The sequence below is a fragment of the Sphingomonas sp. genome (assembly GCF_013816785.1).
In the GTDB taxonomy this organism is placed as follows: domain Bacteria; phylum Pseudomonadota; class Alphaproteobacteria; order Sphingomonadales; family Sphingomonadaceae; genus Sphingomicrobium.
The window spans coordinates 29,771-48,878 of the sequence record NZ_JACDDV010000002.1; the positions used below are offsets into that span (position 1 = coordinate 29,771).

Consider the following 19,108-nt stretch of genomic DNA (forward strand, 5'->3'; position numbering starts at 1 on the left):
CCGATACCAATCCCGAATTGGCATGTCGTGACATGCTCGCGGCGTTGTCCGCGTTCGGTTCGGACGGTCGCGTCATTGCCCACGCCGATCGTGCTGCGTTTGGCCGCAATCTTTTCAAAACACTTCCTGAAGACGATTTCGACGCACAGCCGACGCTTTGGCCACAGGGCCGTCTGTTTGTAGCCGATGCCCGAATTGACAACCGAGCGGATGTCGCACGATCGCTCCGGATCGCCGCGGCCGATGCAGCCATTCTATCCGATGGAGCATTGCTGGCAGCGTCTTGGCGCCGATGGAAATTTGACGCGGTCGAGCGGGTTTTGGGCGACTATGCGTTTGCAACTTGGGACGGCGAGCGCGAGTGCCTTACGCTGGTTCGCAGTCCATTTTCGCTGAAGCCCTTATTCTTCTGCTCGGAGCCACGATTTGCGGCATTCGCCTCGATGCCCGCCGGGCTTTTTGCGCTCCGGGAATTTTCGAAGAAAATTAACATCCATTATGCGGCCGGAGTTGCCGCGCTTTATTCATATCTCGGCTCCGCCACCATCTTCGAGGGGGTCGAAATGGTGCGGCATGGTCATGCCGTGGAATTGGCCCGAGATGCGACGCGAAGCTTTCCAATCTGGACTCTAGAGCGGAAGATGTCGCCGATCCGGCGCGCTGAAGAAGCCGGTGAAGCGCTGCGTGCCGAGTTTGATCGGGCAACGCGGTGCAGCCTTCGTCGTCACAAGGGGTCGGTTGCATCGCAGTTGAGTTCAGGGCGCGACAGCAGCGCCGTTACCGCGAGCGCGGCCATCGCGATGAAAGACGGTCGGGAGCTTCTGACCGCGCTAACCGGCGCACCGCGCGAGGGCTTTTCGGCCGCCGATCCGCCCGAAATGTTGTCCGACGAAAGCGGCATGGCTTCGAAGATGGCTGCAATCCACCCCAATTTGCGCCACGTCATCTGCCGGCCTTCTTCCGGCTCGATAATTCCGACGATGGAGGCGATCAATGCGGTCCATCACGGCCCCCTTCTCAATCCCTCCAACCTGCCATGGTGGGCCGCGATTAACGATGCGGCATCGACCCAGGGCAATTCGGTTCTCCTGCATGGGACGACCGGTAATTTTACGATCAGCGCTGGGGGACCCGATCATATAGGTGACTTCCTGCACGAGGAGGGGCCGCTGGCGTGGGCGCAAGTCCTCACCACGATCGGCGGCGGGCCGCCTTCCCGCTGGATCGGTGCATTGAGCCAAATCGTCGGGCCCTTCCTGTCGCGCTCGGCGTACGACCTCATTCTCAAAGCCAGCGGCCGCTCGTCGGACGATGTCTGCCGCGTCCTTGTCCTGCGAGAGCCCTACCGCACCCGGGCCGAGGCGCTCCTTCGAGAAAAATTCGGTGATGCGCGTCCTCCGCTAAGCGCCTTTGAGTATCGCCGTGACATGCTGATGTTGCGCGACAATCCGGAAAAGATGTCGCTGGGCAAGTGGGGTCTCGACCCGCGCGATCCGACGTCGGATCGAGCGGTGGTGGAGCTCTGCTTTTCATTTCGTGCGAGGCATCTGTTTTCGTCCGGCGCCGGGCGCCCGGCGTTCGACGCGGCATTCGGCAACCGTATCCCGCGTGAGAGCCTTTGCTCCACCAGGCGTGGGTATCAAGGTGCCGACTGGTTCGAGCATTTTCCACTGCGGCAAGTCGCAGCTGCATTTATGACCTATGGGAAGAACGAGTTAGTTCGCGAGCTGTTGGACTATCGGTATATCGAAGCGCTGCTCGATGCCTGGCCGGCCGACGGCTGGGATCGCCGCGAGCGCTTGCTGACTTATCGGAACAGCCTGATCGGCGCGCTCGCGCTGGCCAGTTTCATAGATTTTCATTTTCCCGATTAGGAACTCACTGAATCGACGAGCCCCTCGTCGACCAACTGCGCGAGAAGTTTTTCGACCTCAGTCCGGCAAGCCGCGGGCTCTACGTCATAAATTTCGGTCAAACGATCGCATATTCTCTCAAGGTCGGTCGGCTCGCTCAGCAAATCCCATACGTCGCGCGTGACATTTTCCATTCCAAAGCACTGACCGCGCTTTAGGTGGAGCGCGACGATATCATCGCCGACCCGAGTGAAGAGAGCGTCGCTCGATCGACTGAAGGTAAATTTTGTCATGGTGTCTCCGCACTGGCGCCTTGGTCGTGAGAGGGGTGGGCAGGCTTTCGGAAAAACTTGTCGAAATAATGCCTCACGGCAGCCCATTGCAATTTTCGATTCATTAGAGCCAGATCGCGCTCGGACTGCTCGCTCTCGCCGGGGGCGTCTGCCCGTGCCCGCGCGACAAGTTGCTTCGCGACGGCAACGTGGTGGAGCGCGCCCTCGAGCGCAATATTGCCGGCTTCTAGATTCTGCAGCAAAACGCATTTGTAACGGGAGCATACGCGTGGCCGGTCGGGATAGACGGTGCATTGGCTGCCCGAAAGGCGAGGGCAGGGCAGCTCGAACCTGAGTTCGCCGTCGGATCGGACCGTCAAACCCAGCCTTTCGGCGACTGGCACTTCGTCGGAATCGAGCACGGCGGCACCGTGAAGGTCGCCGGCGCAACAAATGCCGCAGCTCGTGCACAGAAGGGTGGCGTCCCTCTGGTTTGGCGCAGGGTCGAGCGAAGGTAACGTTTCCATCGTTCGCGAACTAGCGCGTGAAATGCGAAAGCCAAAGTATCAACCGAATGCTGGACGCTGTTCATCTCAACACCTAGGACCGCACGGTGCCGGCTCGGGCACGCTGCCTCGGGGAAGCGTCTTGGTCGTTTACTGGTTGCTTTTCGCCTATTTTGCCCTGGGTGCGGTGCTCACGACCAACCGTGAGCGCGATCAAGACCAGACGCCGCTTTTTTTCTTTTTCGGCATGCTGTTGATCTTGCTGGCAATCGGACTGCGCTACGAGGTCGGCGCGGATTGGCAAACATACGAGTTCCTGTTTTCCTTCGCTCGTTACGCCAGCCTAGGCGAGATGATGGAGTTCGGCGATCCCGGCTATCAGTTCGTCAACTGGCTGGTGAGGCAGATTGGGCTCGAGGTTTGGCTGGTCAATCTGATTTGTGCCGGCTTTTTCACTTGGGGGTTGACCCGCCTCGCGCGTGCACAGGCCAACCCATGGCTCGCGGTGCTGGTCGCCATTCCCTATTTGGTCGTGGTGGTTGCGATGGGCTATTCGCGCCAGGCTGCGGCGATCGGGGTGTTGATGGCCGGACTTGCCGCGGTGCAGCAGGGGGCGTCGACGCTTCGCTTTCTCGCCTATGTTGCTGTGGCCACGCTGTTTCACCGCACAGCCCTGGTCACGATTCCGCTGGTGATCTTTGCCGGCAATCGCACTGGATTTCTTAACCTGGTCGCCGGAGTTGCGGGTTCGTTTGTCCTTTACGACCTGTTTCTGTCCGATTCAGTAGACGTCTACGTCAGAAACTATGTGGAAGCGGAATATACCTCCCAGGGCGCGGCTGTCCGAGTTGCAATGAGCGTCATTCCCGCCTTCTTGTTCTTCACGCTGCGGCGGGCATTCGATTTCAACCTGCACGCGGACCGCTTGTGGCGCAATTTCAGCCTTGCCGCGTTTGGTATACTGATCCTGCTGTTCACCTTGGCCTCCTCGACCGCTGTCGACCGTCTCGCTTTGTACCTCATTCCGCTTCAGGTCGCCGTTCTGCCGCGAACGGTTCGCCTTTTTCGCGGGCAGGAAATCGGCACTTTCCTGGTTCTCGCTTATTCCTTCGCGGTGCTTTTCGTCTGGCTGAACTTCGCCGACCACTCAAAATATTGGCTGCCCTACCGAATTTATCCGATATTCTGATTCTGATCGGCCATGTTGAGGGTTGCCGTGTTCCCCGGCAGGCGACTACAGCCAGAAGGTGTCCTCCCAGAGGGATTGGCCCGTCCGCGTCGAGATGGAGTGGCGAAGTGAAGGGAATCATCCTCGCCGGCGGAAGCGGGAGCCGTCTATATCCGGCGACGCTAGCCGTCTCCAAGCAGATGCTCCCGATCTTCGATAAGCCGATGATCTACTATCCACTCGGCGTGTTGATGCTGGCCGGCATTCGCGATATCCTGATCATTTCCACTCCGGTTGACCTGCCTCGCTTCGAGGCCCTGCTTGGTGACGGCAGCGAGTTTGGCATCACGCTAAGGTATGCCGAGCAGGCCGCGCCCAATGGGCTGGCCGAAGCGTTTCTGATTGGCCGAGAGTTCATAGGGGAAAGTTCGGTAGCCCTCATCCTCGGCGACAATATCTTCTATGGAGCCGGGCTCGGCGAAATGGTCAGGCACGGCGCCGCCCAGGTCCTCGGCGCAACCGTGTTCGCCTATGCCGTCGATGATCCTGAGCGTTATGGCGTGGTAACATTTGACCCCGCAACCGGTCTTGCCGTGACGATCGAGGAGAAACCGGAGAAGCCGACGTCCCGCTGGGCGGTCACCGGGCTCTATTTCTACGATAATCAAGTTGTTGAGATTGCCGCGAGCCTGTCGCCATCGACACGCGGCGAGCTGGAGATCAGCGACGTCAATCGCGCATATCTGGAACGAGGGCAGTTGCAGGTGACCCGATTGGGACGTGGCTATGCCTGGCTGGACACCGGAACGCATGACAGTTTGCACGAAGCGTCGTCATTCGTCCGCACAATAGAGCATCGCCAGGGGTTGAAGATCATGTGCCTGGAAGAAATCGCACTCGACCTTGGCTATTTGAAGCCGGAGCATCTACGCGACCGCGCCGACAGACTGGGTAATACGCAGTATGCCGCCTATCTTCGGCGCCGGGCCCAAGAGGCCGCCGATGGTTGATGTGCGCCCCCTCGACCTGCCTGGTCTGGTGGAGCTACGGCCCCGGCGTTTCTCCGATGACCGTGGCTTCTTCTCGGAAACCTGGAATCAGGCGAGTTGGCAAGATGCGGGCATCAACGTAGATTTTGTCCAGGACAATTACAGCTTGTCATCCGAGCGTGGCGTACTTCGCGGCCTCCATTACCAAGCGCCGCCCGCCGCGCAGGACAAGCTGGTGCGCGTCTCGCGCGGCGCGGTGTTCGATGTCGCGGTCGATATCCGGCACGGTTCGCCGACATTTGGACGATGGACGGGCCTGATCCTGTCCGCGGCCGAGTGGAATCAGCTGTTCGTGCCCAAGGGATTTGCTCACGGTTTTGTCACGATCGAGCCGGGCAGCGAGGTTCAGTATAAGGTCTCCGCGGCTTACAGTCCGGAGTACGACCGCGCGATCCGGTTTGACGATCCCATCATTGCGGTCGAATGGCCGATTGAAGCGGGTGCCTTGCTTCTTTCGGACAAGGATTCGGCCGCTCCGCTACTGGCCGACCGCAACACCGGCTTCACCTATTGATGGACACTGGATCGGGCCTGCAGCGAACTCTCGTCACCGGCGGCGCCGGCTTCATCGGTAGCGCGGTGGTGCGCCTGCTCGTCGGCAAAGGCTATCATGTCGTCAATCTGGACAAGCTTACCTATTCGGGCAGCCTGACGTGCGTCGCCGGCGTTGCCGATGCGACGAACTACCGCTTCGTCGAGGCCGACATTTGTGATCAGCCGGCGCTCGCGCGAATCCTCGCGGAAGAGCGGATCGAGGCAATTATGCATCTCGCCGCCGAAAGCCATGTCGACCGGTCGATCGACGGTCCCGGCGTGTTCATCGAAACCAATATCGTCGGCACTTTTCGGCTTCTGAACGCCGCGCTCGACCATTGGCGCGGGCTCGACGAAAAAGCGCGGGCGCGCTTCCGGTTCCACCACGTTTCGACCGATGAGGTATTCGGGGACCTGCCGCTCGATCAAGGGGTGTTCACCGAGGAAACACCTTACGCGCCGTCGTCGCCCTACAGCGCGTCAAAGGCGGCGTCGGATCATCTCGTTCGGGCGTGGCACGAGACCTACGGACTGCCGGTCGTGCTTTCGAATTGCTCGAACAATTACGGGCCTTTTCATTTTCCCGAAAAACTCGTTCCGCTAATTATCCTGAATGCGCTCGAGGGCCGCGAATTGCCCGTCTATGGCAAGGGCGAAAATGTCCGTGACTGGCTGTTTGTCGAAGACCATGCTCGGGCGCTTGAGATGGTTTTGACTAAGGGAATCGTCGGTCAGAGTTACAATGTCGGCGGGCGAGCCGAGCGGTCCAACCTTGCTGTCGTCGAAGCCGTTTGCGATCTGCTCGACCAGCGCCGGCCACGCCCGGATCTGACCGCCTATCGAACGCTCATTCGGTTCGTAGCAGACCGTCCCGGGCATGACCGTCGGTACGCGATCGACCCCTCGAAGATCGAGCGCGATCTTGGTTGGCGCGCGCAGGAGAGTTTCGAAAGCGGGATGACCCGAACCGTCGACTGGTATCTCGCCAACGAGGATTGGTGGCGGCCGATCCGGGAGCAGCGCTACGCGGGAGAACGGCTGGGCATGGGTCGATGAGGATATTGGTGACCGGGAAGCATGGGCAACTGGTCCGAAGTCTGCTCGAAACGCCGTCAGCGCGCGAGGCGGTTGAGTGGCTGGTCACCGGACGCCCGGAGGTTGACCTGCAATGTCCGGGCTCGCTCGCCCGGGCGATCCGCGACCAGGCACCCGACTTAGTGATCAATGCCGCTGCCTTCACCGTGGTCGACCAAGCCGAGGAAGACGAGGCGGCCACCATGCGGGTCAATGCCGACGCTGCCGGCGAGGCGGCTTCGGCGGCTCGCGATCATGCCATCCCGATCATCCAGGTTTCGACCGATTACGTCTTCGACGGCCGTGCCGCGGCCGCCTATAGGGAGGACATGGCGACCAGCCCGCTCGGTGTCTATGGCCGCTCCAAGCTGGCCGGGGAGGAGCAGGTCCGCGCGGCCAATCCGGACCACCTCATCGTCCGCACCGCGTGGCTCTACAGTCCGTTTGGAAACAATTTCGTCAAGACGATCATGCGCGCCGCCGGGCAGCGCGATGTCTTGACCGTGGTCGACGATCAGCTGGGTAGCCCCACATCCACTCTGGACCTTGCCGCCGGCCTGATGAGCGCGATCAACGGTTTGGCGAAGGGTAACCGCACGGGGCTAGGCGAGACCTATCACCTTGCGGGCTCGGGCCGCACAACCTGGTGCGGCCTTGCAACTGAAGTCATGGCTAACTGCCGGCGGCTGGGGCTTGATCATGTCGACGTCCTGCCGATCGCCACAGCCGACTGGCCGACCCGCGCGCCCCGACCCCACAACAGCGAACTCGACAGCGGCAAATTCGCGGATGCTTTCGGCTTCACCATGCCTGACTGGAGACATTCGGTGCGAAACGTCGTCGAACGGCTCGCCGCCGATCGATGACGCCCGGCATCCTCTACATCAGCTACGACGGCATGCTCGAGCCGCTCGGGCAGTCGCAGGTGCTGGCGTATCTGGAGAAACTGGCGCCGGGGAGACGGATCCACTTGATCAGCTTTGAAAAGGCTGGGGACTGGCGGGACGAGTCCAAGCGGAACAAGGTGCGACAACGAGTGGTCGCCGCTGGAATCACTTGGCACCCTTTGCGCTATCACAAAAGCCCATCGGCGCCCGCGACTGCCTATGACGTAGCGCGCGGAACGACTGTCGCGCTCTCGCTTGCGATTCGGCATCGGCTATCGATCGTTCATGCCCGGAGCTATGTTCCGGCGTTAATGGCGTTGGCCGTTAAGCGAGCTACCAGTGCGCGCTTTCTGTTCGACATGCGCGGGCTTTGGGCGGATGAGAGGGTGGACGGCGGTCTCTGGCCGGCGGGCGGAAGATTATACAGAACGGCCAAGGCTCTCGAGCGCCGGTTCCTGTTGGCCGCCGACCATGTCGTGGCACTGACGAATGCCTCGGCCGCCGAGATTCGTCGCTTTTCCTATCTCGCCAATCGGGCGCTCGGGATGTCGGTCATTCCTACCTGTGCCGATCTCGACAAGTTCAAGATCCAAGGTGCAATGCCCCGATCGCCGTTCACGCTCGGCTATGTCGGGTCGGTCGGCACCTGGTATCTTCTTGATGAAATGCTGAGCAGCTTTCGTTTTGTCGCTGCCGAATTGCCGGATGCGCGCCTTCTCATCGTGAATCGCAACGAACACGGCCTTATCCGCGAGCGAATCGCCGCGGCGGGGATCAATTTCGCTTCGGTTGAGCTCGTGGCGGCGGACCATTTCGACATTCCAACGCAGATCGCGCGAATGACCGCCGCCATGGCAATCATCAAGCCAAGCTATTCCAAGATTGCCAGCGCGCCGACCAAATTGGCCGAATATTTGGGATGCGGCGTGCCCTGCCTCGGCAATGTCGGGGTTGGGGATATGAAAGAAATACTCGAAGGGGAGAGAGTTGGCGTCGCGCTATGCGGCCTTGCCGACGACGAGCTCAAGGAAGGCGCGCGGAGCTTAATTGCGCTGTCGCGCGAGCCTGACATTAGTCACCGTTGTCGCTCGACCGCACTAAAGCTCTTCTCACTCGAAACCGGCGTAGGGGCGTATCAGTCCATTTATGACGCACTGGGAATTCGGCAGTGAGTGCGACGCACGATAGGCGAAAGAAAATGCTGGTCGTTTGTCCATTTCCATTCGGCGTCGCGGCGGGACAGCGCCTCAAGTTCGAGCAATATTATTGCGACTGGCGCGCGGCGGGGTGGGACGTCGCTATTGCGCCGTACATGGACATGGCACTGTGGAACGTTCTTTACGAGCGTGGCCATTTCGCCGCCAAGTTGTGGGGCGTTTTAAGGGGATATTTGCGGCGAATCGGCGATCTGGCGCGGCTTGGCCGCTTCGATTTGGTCTATTGCCACATGTCGATGACGCCGCTCGGGACCTCGCTGTTCGAGCGTTTGCTCCGCGCTCGATCACACCGCCTCCTGTTCGACGTCGAGGATAATGTTATCCTCGATGGGGCCCGTGCGGTTAACGACCATCCCAATCCTTTGCTGCGTTACCTCCGCGGCACCGGGAAAGCGCGGTACCTGATCCGAACCGCGGACCATGTCGTAAGCAGTTCGCCCGCTCTCAATGAGCGCTGCCTCGCGATCAACCAGCGGCGGAAGTGCAGCTACGTCTCTTCTTCGGTCGATACCGATCGGTTCGTGCCCGCCAATTCCTATTCAAACGAGCGTCCAATCGTCATCGGCTGGACGGGGACTTTTAGCAGCCGGGTCTATCTCGACTTGCTGCGTCCCGTGTTCCGGGCGCTCGCTCGCCGTCGCGACTTTCGCCTGCGGGTGATCGGCAACTTCGATTACGACTTGCCCGGAGTCGACCTGGAGGTGATCCGCTGGACCGCCGAACGGGAGGTCGAGGATTTGCAGGGGATCGACATCGGCGTCTACCCGTTGACGATCGACGAATGGGTGACCGGGAAGAGCGGATTGAAGGCGATCCAGTATATGGCGTTCGGCCTACCATGCGTAGCGACCGATGTTGGGACTACTCCGGACATCATCCGCCACGGAGAAAACGGCCTGCTGGTGCGGACAGAGGAGGAATGGATGGCCGCGCTGGAACAGTTGATTGATCAGCCCGGCCTTCGTCGACGGCTGGGCGAACAGGCGCGGGCCGACGCGGTTGCGCGTTATTCCATCAAGGCCGTCGCCGCCGACTATCGCCGGGCGCTGGCGAGTGCCATGGAAGCCGAATGACGACCGAAAGGCCGCGCATTTACCTGGCCGGATCGGGCGGTATGCTCGGCGAAGCCTTTCATCGCGTGTTCGCCCCCAGCCATGAGCTGAAATGCACCGATATCGATGTCAACGCGCCATGGCTGAGCTATCTCGATTTCCGCGATGCCGACGCCTATCGCGCCGACGTTGCCGCCTTCCGGCCGGACTTTCTGTTCCATCTCGGCGCCCACACCAGCCTCGAATATTGCGAGCAGAATGTCGATGATACCTACGCCACCAACACGCTGGCAGTCGAAAATGCGGTCCACATTGCTAACGACCTAGGCGTTCCTCTCCTTTACATCAGCACGGCAGGAATCTTCGACGGCGCGCAAGAAACCTATGACGATTGGGATGAGCCCAACCCGCTCGGTCACTATGCGCGCAGCAAATTTATGGGGGAACGGTTCGTCGCCGCCAATTGCCGCCGGCATCTCGTCTGCCGCGCCGGATGGATGATGGGCGGCGGGCCGGCCAAGGACAAGAAGTTCATTCAAAAACTGATGAAGCAGCTGAAGGATGGCGTGCGCGAGTTGCACATCGTCGACGACAAGCTGGGCACGCCAACCTACACCGTCGACTTCGCGCGCAATGTCCAGCTGCTGCTCGAACAGCGTCTGTGGGGCATTTACAACATGGTCTGCGGTGGGGTCACCAGCCGGATCGAGGTCTCCCGGCATCTGATCGCCACGCTCGGTCTCACCGACACGGTCACCATCACGCCGGTGTCGTCCGACTATTTCGCCGAGGAATATTTCGCGCCGCGCCCGCCGTCGGAACGGCTGATCGCTGCCAAGCTGACGTTGCGCGGCCTTAACATCATGCGCGACTGGCGCCTGTGCGTCGACGAATATCTTGCAGAATATTATGCCGGGTACCTCGATGGCGCGCCGCGGCGCTAACAGCCATGGCCCACCTCGCGTTTCTCCTTCCCGACATGCGTTGCGGGGGCGCGGAACAGGTTGCGCTGTCTTTCATCAGAAATTTCCTGGCTTCCGGCCATGAGGTCGACTTGATCTTGCTGGAAGCCAAGGGCGAACTGCTGCCTCTTGTGCCGCCCAAGGTTCGAGTGATCGGCCTTGGCGTAAGGCGCATCAGGGCTGCGATCGGGCCGTTGATCAACTATCTCCGGTCGGAGCGTCCCGACGCACTCCAGGCCTTGATGTGGCCGCTGACCTCGATCGCAGTCGTTGCGCACCGGCTGGCGCGAAGCAGGGCTCGGCTGGTGATCTGCGACCACACGATGCTGTCGCTGCAGCCAACCTTAGGCGCAGGCCGGGGGCGAAGGGCGTTGGCGCGGGCGTCGATTCGGCTCACCTATCCGCTGGCCGACGCACGGGTGATTGTGTCGCACGGCGCCGCCGACGATCTTGCCGAGTTCGGCCGCATCGACCGCAAGAGCATCACGGTGATCGCCAACCCGGTCAGCCCGCCGGGGTCGGATTGCGCTTCAACCCCCGACATCGAGGCGATGTGGCGCCAGGAGTCTTCGCGGATCATCACAGTCGGTGCGCTTAAGTCGGAGAAGAATCATTTCCTGCTGCTGGAAGCCTTCGCGCTCTTGCCCGCGACCCTCGAAGCCAAGCTGATGATCGTCGGCGACGGCGAGCTTGGGCCGGCGCTGAAGGCGCACGCCAAGGTCCTGGGTGTGGCCGATCGAGTGATCTTCGCCGGTTTCACGCTCGATCCGCGGCCTTATTACGCTTCGGCCGACCTGTTCGTGCTGTCATCCGATATCGAAGGCTATCCGCTGGTTCTGGTTGAAGCGATGCACGCCGGGCTGCGCATCGTCAGCAACCGCTGCCAGAGCGGGCCCGAAGAAATACTCGCGGGGGGAAAATATGGCACGCTGGTCCCGCCTCGAAATACCCGGGCGTTGGCGCAGGCCATGACCGCCGCGCTCTCCGAGCCGCACGATCCCGAATCGATCAAGGCGCGGGCGCTCGACCTGTCGAAAGACAGTTTCGACCGCTATGCGGAGGTGATGCTGGGAAAAGACGAGAGCATTGCCGCTCCCGCCAACTAATCCCCAGTTCGCACGAGGTCGCGGGCGGCGCTCACTGGTCCGTGGAAATATCGATAGCCGCCCGACAGAAGTAGACGGGCGATCGACATCACCCGGCGAACCGCCGGTTGCCGGACCAGCGCCACCCGCGCTTCTAGGCTGCGGTGTTCATGGTCAATCAGGGTTAACGCCGCCTCGACATTCGATAGTCCGAGTCGTTCGATTCGCGCTCGATTGGCGAGCATCCAGTTGCGATAGATGCGCAGCGCCGCAATACGCTGCAGCCACGCCTCGACCGGCGGGTGGACTAGGCGGTTTTCGACCAGGTCCGTGACGGCGACGCCACGCCAGTCATGAAGGAGACTCTGCGAAGCATTGCCTCCATATCGTCGAAAATACTGCAGTGGCTCTTCGATTTGTTTGCGGACCCCCAGCAAGGTGGACAGTTCGTTGATCCAGCGATCATGGGTGATGAACCCGACCGCAATCAAAGCCTCGGCTTTTTCGGGGATTGGAAGCAGAATATCGCTCCATGCCTTGCGGATACCCGAGCTGCATCCGCTCACCAGGGCTTCTCGATTGTAGCCGAGCGTCCGCAAGTTATCGGTCATGGTATGATTGGCGTGATGAAGGTTTTCGTCGGTAATAATTTGATCATTGATGACGGCCATCGTCGAAGCGTCGTCGAAGGCCTTGTGAGCGATTTCCAACTTCCGGGGAAACCAGCTGTCATCCTGGTCGCTGAGAAAAATCAGGGCGCCTTCGCAATAGCCGATGGCCGTTTCGAAATTTCTCGTGAATCCCAGCCTCTCGGAATTCCGGATAAGCCTGACGGAAAACGGGGCGTTGCGCGCAAACTGTTCGACGATGGCGATCGTCTCATCGCTCGATCCATCGTCGGTGATCACGATCTCGTCGGGAAGGAGCGTCTGCGACGCGAAGCTATCCAGCTGCTCGCGGATGTAGCGCGCGCCATTGTATGTTGCCATGGCGATGGATGTTCGCACGGTCGTTACCTCGGCTTGACCGCGGTCAGCGTCAGGAATTCCGCCCGTCTGCGAGCAGACATCGCCTTCAATTGCATAGGCAAGCGCGGCGCTGCAGCCAACTCAATTGACCGATCATCCTTATTTGGATCGAGGCCGGCCGCCATGCGCCGGCTCTGGATGGACAGGCTTTGGAATGGTTGCAATCGGGGGCGGTAGCGAACCGATCGAAACCCGGCCTGTTCGAGGATGCTTCGCAAGCTTCGGCGATTGAACAGGATTAAGTGCCGCGGTGTCTCCAACCCGCGCCAGTTTGTTCCGTACAATTCGTGACCGATGGCATCGATATTCGGCGTATCGATGTACAGTCCTCCACCCGGCCGTAATAAATCATATGCTTCCTGAAGGAGTAATATTGGATCATGCACATGTTCAATGACGTGACTTAATGTGATGAAGTCGAAGCTTTCTGCTTGGTCCAGCCAATCGGTTACGCTCTCCCGGACTTCTATCACTTTCTCTTGAGCGAGCTGCCTGGCGACCGGATCCGGGTCCACACCCGCTACCTGCCAGCCGGCCCCCTTCGCCAAACTAAGGAAGGCCCCGTTGCCACAGCCAATATCAAGCACCTTCCGGGGTGTCCCGGATCTGGGACGCGGGAGAAATCGATAGGCGATATCGATGGGCCATTTGAGCGGTGGAATGAGCGCTGCGACCATGTTTCCTATGGCTGAGGATGACTTGAACGACGTGCCAAATCGATGATTGCGATAGCCATTGCCAAGTCGGGAGCGGAGTCGCTCGAAGAACGTGTCCGGGATCTGCAGGGCGACATCTTCATGCGTGTAATAGCGGCCATACGCGATTCCGATTGTGTCTTTGGTCGGACGAGGGTCCAAGTAGGCGCTGCGACAATTCCCACATCGCCACATTGTCCACTCGCCAGGAGCGGCGAAGAAGACGTTGTCGACCAATCGCTCGTGAAGCATGGTGCGCAGCGGCGCGTGGCATATCGGGCAGATTGTTTGCCGTTCGAGCCCTTCCTTGGGCCAGCCGGTCTTCTGCGTCGCGAGGGCACGGGACTGGATGACGTTGGGCATGACGCTTTCCGTTCCTTTTACCGGCTTTGCAGTCGCGATAACGGGATTGCGAGCATTTCGTCCAGTTGGCGAGGCGGTGACCGCAGCATGACCACGGCGGTCATGATCCCGACAAATGCGGCCAGCGGCCAGCGCAGGGGGCCGACGAGTGGCCATAAAAAAGCCAGAGCGACCGCTGAGGCGACGAGGAATCCGTGGGTGACAAGAATGAGTATTGTTGCGCGATCGTATCTCGCCAGGCGATGCATGACGACCGCGTCGACACTGCAGCGCAGCGACCATGCGACCGCCGCGCCAACAAGCCCGAACGCCTTCATGAAGAAGTAGAGAAGCACGAAGTAAGGAATGATTTCGGCAACATGGAGCTTGGCGATAAGGTCCGGCCGACCGCTCGCCTGAAGTTTGACGAACGGCATCCGCGCTAGACTGTTGATCCAGAATCCGGCGAGCAAGACAAGGGCTGGTTCCCGGGCGGTTTGGCCGTTTGCCGCTCCAAGCCAAAGCTGCAGAAACCATCCGGCGCCAATCGCCATGACGATTGTTGCGGGAGTGATCATGAACGCCAGCAGGCGGGACGCCTCCAGCGTCAAACTTGCCGCCTCGTTGCTCATTTTTTCGCCGGCAAGGCGAGGCAGAAGAGCAGATGACAACGCAGCCGGTAGAACCGTCAGTTGGCTGACCAAATTAAATGGGGCGACGTATAGAGCAAGCGCTGCGGCCGTCAGCACCGCGCCAATCGCAAACCGGTCGATGAAAACCAGAATCGGTCCGACAATGTTTGACACGGTCGTCCAACCTCCGAAGCGAAGAAGTTCTTTGATGTGTGTCCTCTCGGCAAGCTGTGGGCGGTGGAGTTTAACTGCGCGAACGCAGCTGACGGCCAAGGCGACAAGCATGACGGCCCTGCCAATCAGGCTCGTCGCAAGAAGGAGGGGTAATTCGCGGCTGACATACAATGCGGCCAGCAACGGCAGGACCGACGTTGTAATCGCCCCGATGCCCAAGATGAGGTTGATTCGAAGAAATTCTCTCCGTCCCTCGAGCGTTCCGACAAGCAGGCTCTGCATGACACCAAAGGGCACCGCCAGGATCAAAAACGGCAGGGCGCCCGAAACTTCCTTGCGAAGCGTAGGATCGGCCAGTTTGATGGACCCCAAAGCAGTCGGGGCGATCGCCACGAAGACGAGAACCGCAATCAACGAGAGCGAGGCCGATAGTAGCGCGCTCGTCCAGAAGATGCGGCTGCGTTCCAGGGAAGTCGACCGGGCCATTGTCGCCAGTTTCTGCGACGTGGCTTTCCCAAGGCCGAAATCGAACAGATTGAAATACCCAACGAGCAGCCAGCAGATCGCCAGCACCCCATATCGATCGAGCCCGATGGACTTGAGATAGAGCGGGACAGTGACGACCGAAACAGCGATCGGGATCACCGACCCGGCCAGATTATATACCGTGTGCTTCGCGACGCTCATGCTTTTCCCACGGTGAACTGGCCGCCACGCTGCCGATACCAGCAAACGCCCGCCTCCCTTGCCTTAGGACAGCCGGCGGGCCAAGGGGAAGGCCGTCGTCGCGGCCGAAGGGTCCTGTCATGTGCGGAATAGCGGGTTTGCTAGGGCCCGACGCGGCCAAGCCGGACGTAGTGCGGCGGATGACCGCGGTCATCGCGCATCGCGGCCCCGACGATCATGATGTCTGGACCGATCCGGAGGCCGGCATTGCGCTCGGCCATCGCCGCCTAGCGATCCTCGACCTTTCGCCACACGGACATCAGCCGATGCACTCCGCCGATGGCCGCTTCGTCGTCAGCTACAATGGCGAACTCTACAACCACACCGACATTCGCCATGAGCTTGAGCAATGCGGCAAGACGCCCGAGGGCGGCTGGCGCGGCCATTCGGACACCGAGACGCTGGTCGAGGCGATCGCCGCCTGGGGCCTGGAACGGGCGATCGACAAGGCGGTCGGGATGTTCGCCTTCGCGCTGTGGGACCGCAAGGATCGGATGCTTCGCCTGGTGCGCGACCGGTTTGGCGAAAAGCCGCTTTACTACGGGCAAATCGGCAAGGACCTGGCGTTCGCGTCCGAGCTGAAATCGCTGCGTGAGCATCCCCGATTCAACGCCGAGATCGATCGCGACGCGCTAAAGCTCTACGCCGCGCGGACTTATGTTCCCGCGCCTTATTCCATCTATCGCGGCATCTACAAGCTGCAGCCGGGCTGCATCCTGTCCATCCCCGCGGGCGAGCCGTTGGGGATGCTCAATGCGCCGCCCGAGGAGGGCGCCGCCGGCCCGATACGCCTGACACGTTACTGGTCCTATCGGGGCGTCATGGCTGCCGGCCTTACCGATCCGATCCACTCGGAGCGGGGTGCGCTCGAGGCGCTGGATAAGGTGCTCGGTACGGCGATCCGGAGGCAGGCGATTGCCGATGTGCCGGTCGGCGCCTTCCTGTCGGGCGGGATCGACAGCTCGACCATCGTCGCCCTCTACCAGAAATATTCGTCGACACCGGTGCGGACCTATTCGATCGGCTTCACCGAAGCCGGTTTCGACGAAGCGCAGCACGCCAAGGCGGTGGCGGCTCACTTGGGCACCGTCCATCACGAACATTATGTGTCGGTCGCCGAAGCCCGCGACGTCATCCCGCTGCTCCCCGCTATCTATGACGAACCGTTCGCGGACTCGTCGCAAATTCCGACATTCCTGGTCAGCAAGTTCGCGCGGTGCGAAGTGACGGTCGCGCTGACCGGCGACGGCGGGGACGAATTGTTCGCCGGCTACAACCGCCACATCATGGCGCCGCGATTGTGGCAGCGGTTGCAGAAGATGCCACGGGCGGCACGGGCTTTGGCTGCGGGTCCGCTGGGACTGGTGCCGCCGGCAGTGTGGGGCCGGCTCGCGTCAATGGTGGGCGGTGGTGGCAGCCCGTTCTTAGGCGGCAAAATCCAGAAAGGGATCAGGGTCGCCGGCGGTGCCAGGCGTTTTGACGATGTCTATCTGAGCTTCCTCGACGAATGGAGCCAGGAGCGCTCGCCGGTGCTCGGCGCGGGCCCGGGAAGCGCGGGCTTCGACCTCGACCCTCCGCGCGAAGCCGACGACACGCATCGCATGATGTATGGCGACGCGGTCAGCTATTTGCCCGATGACATTTTGTGCAAGGTCGACCGCGCGTCGATGGCGGTCAGCCTGGAAACTCGCGTGCCGTTTCTCGATCATCGCGTCGCCGCGCTGGCGGCGCGGATCCCACTCAACCTCAAGGTGCGAAACGGTACAGGCAAGCATATACTTCGTGAACTGCTGTTCCGTGAGGCTCCTCGGGCCCTGTTCGACCGGCCCAAGGCCGGCTTTGCGGTGCCTGTCGGCGAATGGATCAAGGGACCGCTCCGAAGTTGGGCCGAGGACCTGCTCGATTCTCGACGGATGACGGCGGAAGGGTGGTTCGATGCCTCGATCGTCCAGAGGCGATGGCGCGACCACCTCGCCGGGCGGCGTGATTCGACACCCGCGCTATGGGCAGTTTTGATGTTCCAGGCTTGGCTCCGCGAGCAAAAGGAGATGCGCGCGCTCGCCGCCTAAGTCGATTCGCCCGGCCTGGGCTCGCGTGGCCCGAACAATTGTTCATAAGATCCTGTTTCGACGATCCGTCCGTGATCGAGCCGAACGATCCGGTCGCAGGATCTGATGGTGGTCTTGCGGTGGGCGACAATGAGGATCGTGCGGCCTTCCGCGCCGAGCCGGTCGAGCGCGCCCATCAAAGCTTCCTCAGTTTCCTCGTCGAGCGCGCTGGTCGCTTCGTCGAGTATCAGCACCGATGCGCCCTTGTAGACTGCCCGCGCTACGCCAAGGCGTTGCCGCTGGCCGCCCGAAAGGCGCACCCCGCGCTCGCCGACCATTGTCTCGTATCCCTCGGGTAGCGTGGCGATGAAGTCGACGAGTTGAGCGACGGAAGCCGCATGGTCGACCCGCGCGAGGTCGATAGCCTGCGCGGGCTCGCCGAACGCGATGTTGCGCGCAATGCTGCCGTCAGCGAGGAAAATCGCTTGAGGGACGTGCGCGACATTCTTTTGCCAGGCCCGGACGCTGGCATGGTTGAGCACGACCCCATCAATCGTGATATGACCCGTGCCCGGCTCAAGCAGGCCCATCAGCAGATCGGCAAGCGTGCTTTTGCCCGCGCCCGTGCGCCCGATGAGGGCAATGCGCTCCCCCCGGGGAATCACCAAGTCAATGCCGCCGACTGCCGCCGCCGCCCGGCCTGGGTAATGGAAGCCAACCTGGTCGAACCGGATTTCGCGGGCGAAAGCGATCGGCGGCCCCGGCGGACTCTCTTTGGCTACGGCGACCGGGAGGGTGAGCAATTCAACGACGTCGGCGACAATCGCCTGCTCGGCAGCGAGCGTCGTCCATCCGTTGTAGAGTGTTTGGGTCAGTGGCAGTAGCCGCTGCGCCGCCAGCGCCAGCGCGCCGAGCACGGGCAGGGCATTCGCCAGGCCGCCGGTCCGTTCCGAAAGGACGATCGCCACGCCGACCAGCAGCAACAAGCCGAGCGCTTCGATCACGAACCGCGGGGCTGAGGAAATGAACGCGGAGCTGGCCGCCGCGCGCATGAAGCGCTCATCGATCGACCGAAATGCCTCGACGTAGGGAGCTTGCGAGTGGTCGAGGATGATATCGCGAATCCCGCCCAGGCTTTCCTGGACCGTCTGAATGCGTCGTTCGTACGATTCGCCGATCACGTTCGAATTACCGGCCAGGCGGCCGCGGATGGCGAGCAACCCGGCGGCATACACGCTCGCCACGAACAGGGCCGCAATGGCCGCGCTTGTTGCATCGATCATCAGCAGGGCCGCGACGATGAAGAGCGACATTATCAACGCAGAGGCGGTCTGGAGCAGTTGGAGAACCACGCTGAATACCAGCCGTTCCACCTTCGCTAGGGCGGCGACGATCTGGCTGCTGTTGCGCTGAAGGTGGAAAGCATAGGGCTGGAGCAGGATACGCCGCTGAATCTCGACCATCCAGTCGTGGCCCAGGCCGTAGGCGAAACGCTGCGTGGCCCAGGACAGGATCAGGCGAAGCACCGCGGCGAGGATCGCAGCCAGCGCAAACAGGCCAGCAGCGGTGACCATAGGCTCGGTGCCGGTTCGCATGCCAATTTGGGCGACTAGCCGGGCCATCCAGCTTGCCCCTTTCCCGATCGAGGCGTTGGTAAGCAGCGCGAGGAGCGGGATCAAGGCGCTGATTGTTACCAACTCGGCGAGCGCCGCCAGCGGCATCAATCCGCCGATCAGGACCAACTGACCGCGCCGTCGCCGCGGTATCATGCGCAACAGCTGGCGGACCGGCGCGGCCAAGTGCG

General features: G+C 61.2%; 17 protein-coding genes. 11 read left to right on the forward strand and 6 right to left on the reverse strand.

Features of this window, described 5'->3' with window-relative positions:
• The first annotated feature begins 32 nt into the window (after positions 1-32).
• Positions 33-1,874, forward strand: a complete 1,842-nt coding sequence (locus H0W65_RS00845) for an asparagine synthase-related protein (protein ID WP_294002841.1) — start codon at positions 33-35, stop codon at positions 1,872-1,874.
• Here H0W65_RS00845 and H0W65_RS00850 read toward each other — a convergent pair.
• Positions 1,871-2,146, reverse strand: a complete 276-nt coding sequence (locus H0W65_RS00850; RefSeq protein WP_294002842.1) for a PqqD family protein — start codon at positions 2,144-2,146, stop codon at positions 1,871-1,873. The two genes, H0W65_RS00845 and H0W65_RS00850, sit on opposite strands and share 4 nt — an antisense overlap.
• Positions 2,143-2,652, reverse strand: coding sequence for a YkgJ family cysteine cluster protein (locus H0W65_RS12155; protein WP_367120103.1), 510 nt, complete (start codon positions 2,650-2,652; stop codon positions 2,143-2,145). Before H0W65_RS12155 ends, H0W65_RS00850 begins: the two co-directional genes overlap by 4 nt.
• On the opposite strand from H0W65_RS12155, the gene H0W65_RS00855 reads away from it, so the two are divergent.
• From H0W65_RS00855 to H0W65_RS00895, 9 genes are all read left to right on the forward strand, one after another.
• Complete coding sequence (locus H0W65_RS00855) at positions 2,579-3,820, forward strand: EpsG family protein (RefSeq protein ID WP_294002844.1); 1,242 nt, start codon at positions 2,579-2,581, stop codon at positions 3,818-3,820. The genes H0W65_RS12155 and H0W65_RS00855 overlap by 74 nt on opposite strands.
• Before the next feature lie 107 nt (positions 3,821-3,927).
• Positions 3,928-4,809, forward strand: a complete 882-nt coding sequence (gene rfbA / locus H0W65_RS00860) for a glucose-1-phosphate thymidylyltransferase RfbA (protein WP_294002846.1) — start codon at positions 3,928-3,930, stop codon at positions 4,807-4,809.
• Complete coding sequence (rfbC, locus tag H0W65_RS00865; RefSeq protein WP_294002848.1) at positions 4,802-5,362, forward strand: dTDP-4-dehydrorhamnose 3,5-epimerase; 561 nt, start codon at positions 4,802-4,804, stop codon at positions 5,360-5,362. Before rfbA ends, rfbC begins: the two co-directional genes overlap by 8 nt.
• Positions 5,362-6,438, forward strand: coding sequence for a dTDP-glucose 4,6-dehydratase (gene rfbB / locus H0W65_RS00870; RefSeq protein WP_367120104.1), 1,077 nt, complete (start codon positions 5,362-5,364; stop codon positions 6,436-6,438). Before rfbC ends, rfbB begins: the two co-directional genes overlap by 1 nt.
• An 8-nt stretch (positions 6,439-6,446) precedes the next feature.
• Complete coding sequence (rfbD, locus tag H0W65_RS00875) at positions 6,447-7,322, forward strand: dTDP-4-dehydrorhamnose reductase (RefSeq protein ID WP_294002850.1); 876 nt, start codon at positions 6,447-6,449, stop codon at positions 7,320-7,322.
• Positions 7,319-8,515: a glycosyltransferase gene (locus H0W65_RS00880; RefSeq protein ID WP_294002852.1), complete on the forward strand. Its 1,197-nt coding sequence runs from the start codon at positions 7,319-7,321 to the stop codon at positions 8,513-8,515. Before rfbD ends, H0W65_RS00880 begins: the two co-directional genes overlap by 4 nt.
• Before the next feature lie 26 nt (positions 8,516-8,541).
• Positions 8,542-9,633 (forward strand): glycosyltransferase family 4 protein, encoded by a 1,092-nt coding sequence (locus H0W65_RS00885; RefSeq protein ID WP_294002854.1) that lies wholly within the window; start codon positions 8,542-8,544, stop codon positions 9,631-9,633.
• Positions 9,630-10,556, forward strand: coding sequence for an NAD(P)-dependent oxidoreductase (locus tag H0W65_RS00890; RefSeq protein ID WP_294002856.1), 927 nt, complete (start codon positions 9,630-9,632; stop codon positions 10,554-10,556). Before H0W65_RS00885 ends, H0W65_RS00890 begins: the two co-directional genes overlap by 4 nt.
• Positions 10,557-10,561: 5 nt before the next feature.
• Positions 10,562-11,680: a glycosyltransferase gene (locus H0W65_RS00895; RefSeq protein ID WP_294002858.1), complete on the forward strand. Its 1,119-nt coding sequence runs from the start codon at positions 10,562-10,564 to the stop codon at positions 11,678-11,680.
• On the opposite strand, the gene H0W65_RS00900 is transcribed toward H0W65_RS00895, so the two are convergent.
• Genes H0W65_RS00900 through H0W65_RS00910 form a run of 3 tightly spaced genes read right to left on the reverse strand, consistent with a single transcriptional unit; the run spans position 11,677 to position 15,217 of the window.
• The gene (locus tag H0W65_RS00900; RefSeq protein WP_294002860.1) at positions 11,677-12,666 is read right to left on the reverse strand and encodes a glycosyltransferase; all 990 of its coding nucleotides are present in this window, start codon (positions 12,664-12,666) and stop codon (positions 11,677-11,679) included. The genes H0W65_RS00895 and H0W65_RS00900 overlap by 4 nt on opposite strands.
• A 5-nt stretch (positions 12,667-12,671) precedes the next feature.
• A complete protein-coding gene (locus tag H0W65_RS00905; RefSeq protein ID WP_294002862.1) occupies positions 12,672-13,745 on the reverse strand; it encodes a class I SAM-dependent methyltransferase in 1,074 nt (357 codons plus the stop codon).
• Between the two features lie 17 nt (positions 13,746-13,762).
• Positions 13,763-15,217: an oligosaccharide flippase family protein gene (locus H0W65_RS00910; protein ID WP_294002864.1), complete on the reverse strand. Its 1,455-nt coding sequence runs from the start codon at positions 15,215-15,217 to the stop codon at positions 13,763-13,765.
• A gap of 119 nt (positions 15,218-15,336) precedes the next feature.
• Between H0W65_RS00910 and asnB the strand changes: the two genes are divergently transcribed.
• Complete coding sequence (gene asnB / locus H0W65_RS00915; RefSeq protein ID WP_294002866.1) at positions 15,337-17,325, forward strand: asparagine synthase (glutamine-hydrolyzing); 1,989 nt, start codon at positions 15,337-15,339, stop codon at positions 17,323-17,325.
• Here asnB and H0W65_RS00920 read toward each other — a convergent pair.
• The gene (locus H0W65_RS00920; RefSeq protein WP_294002868.1) at positions 17,322-19,103 is read right to left on the reverse strand and encodes an ABC transporter ATP-binding protein; all 1,782 of its coding nucleotides are present in this window, start codon (positions 19,101-19,103) and stop codon (positions 17,322-17,324) included. The genes asnB and H0W65_RS00920 overlap by 4 nt on opposite strands.
• Positions 19,104-19,108 lie beyond the last annotated feature (5 nt).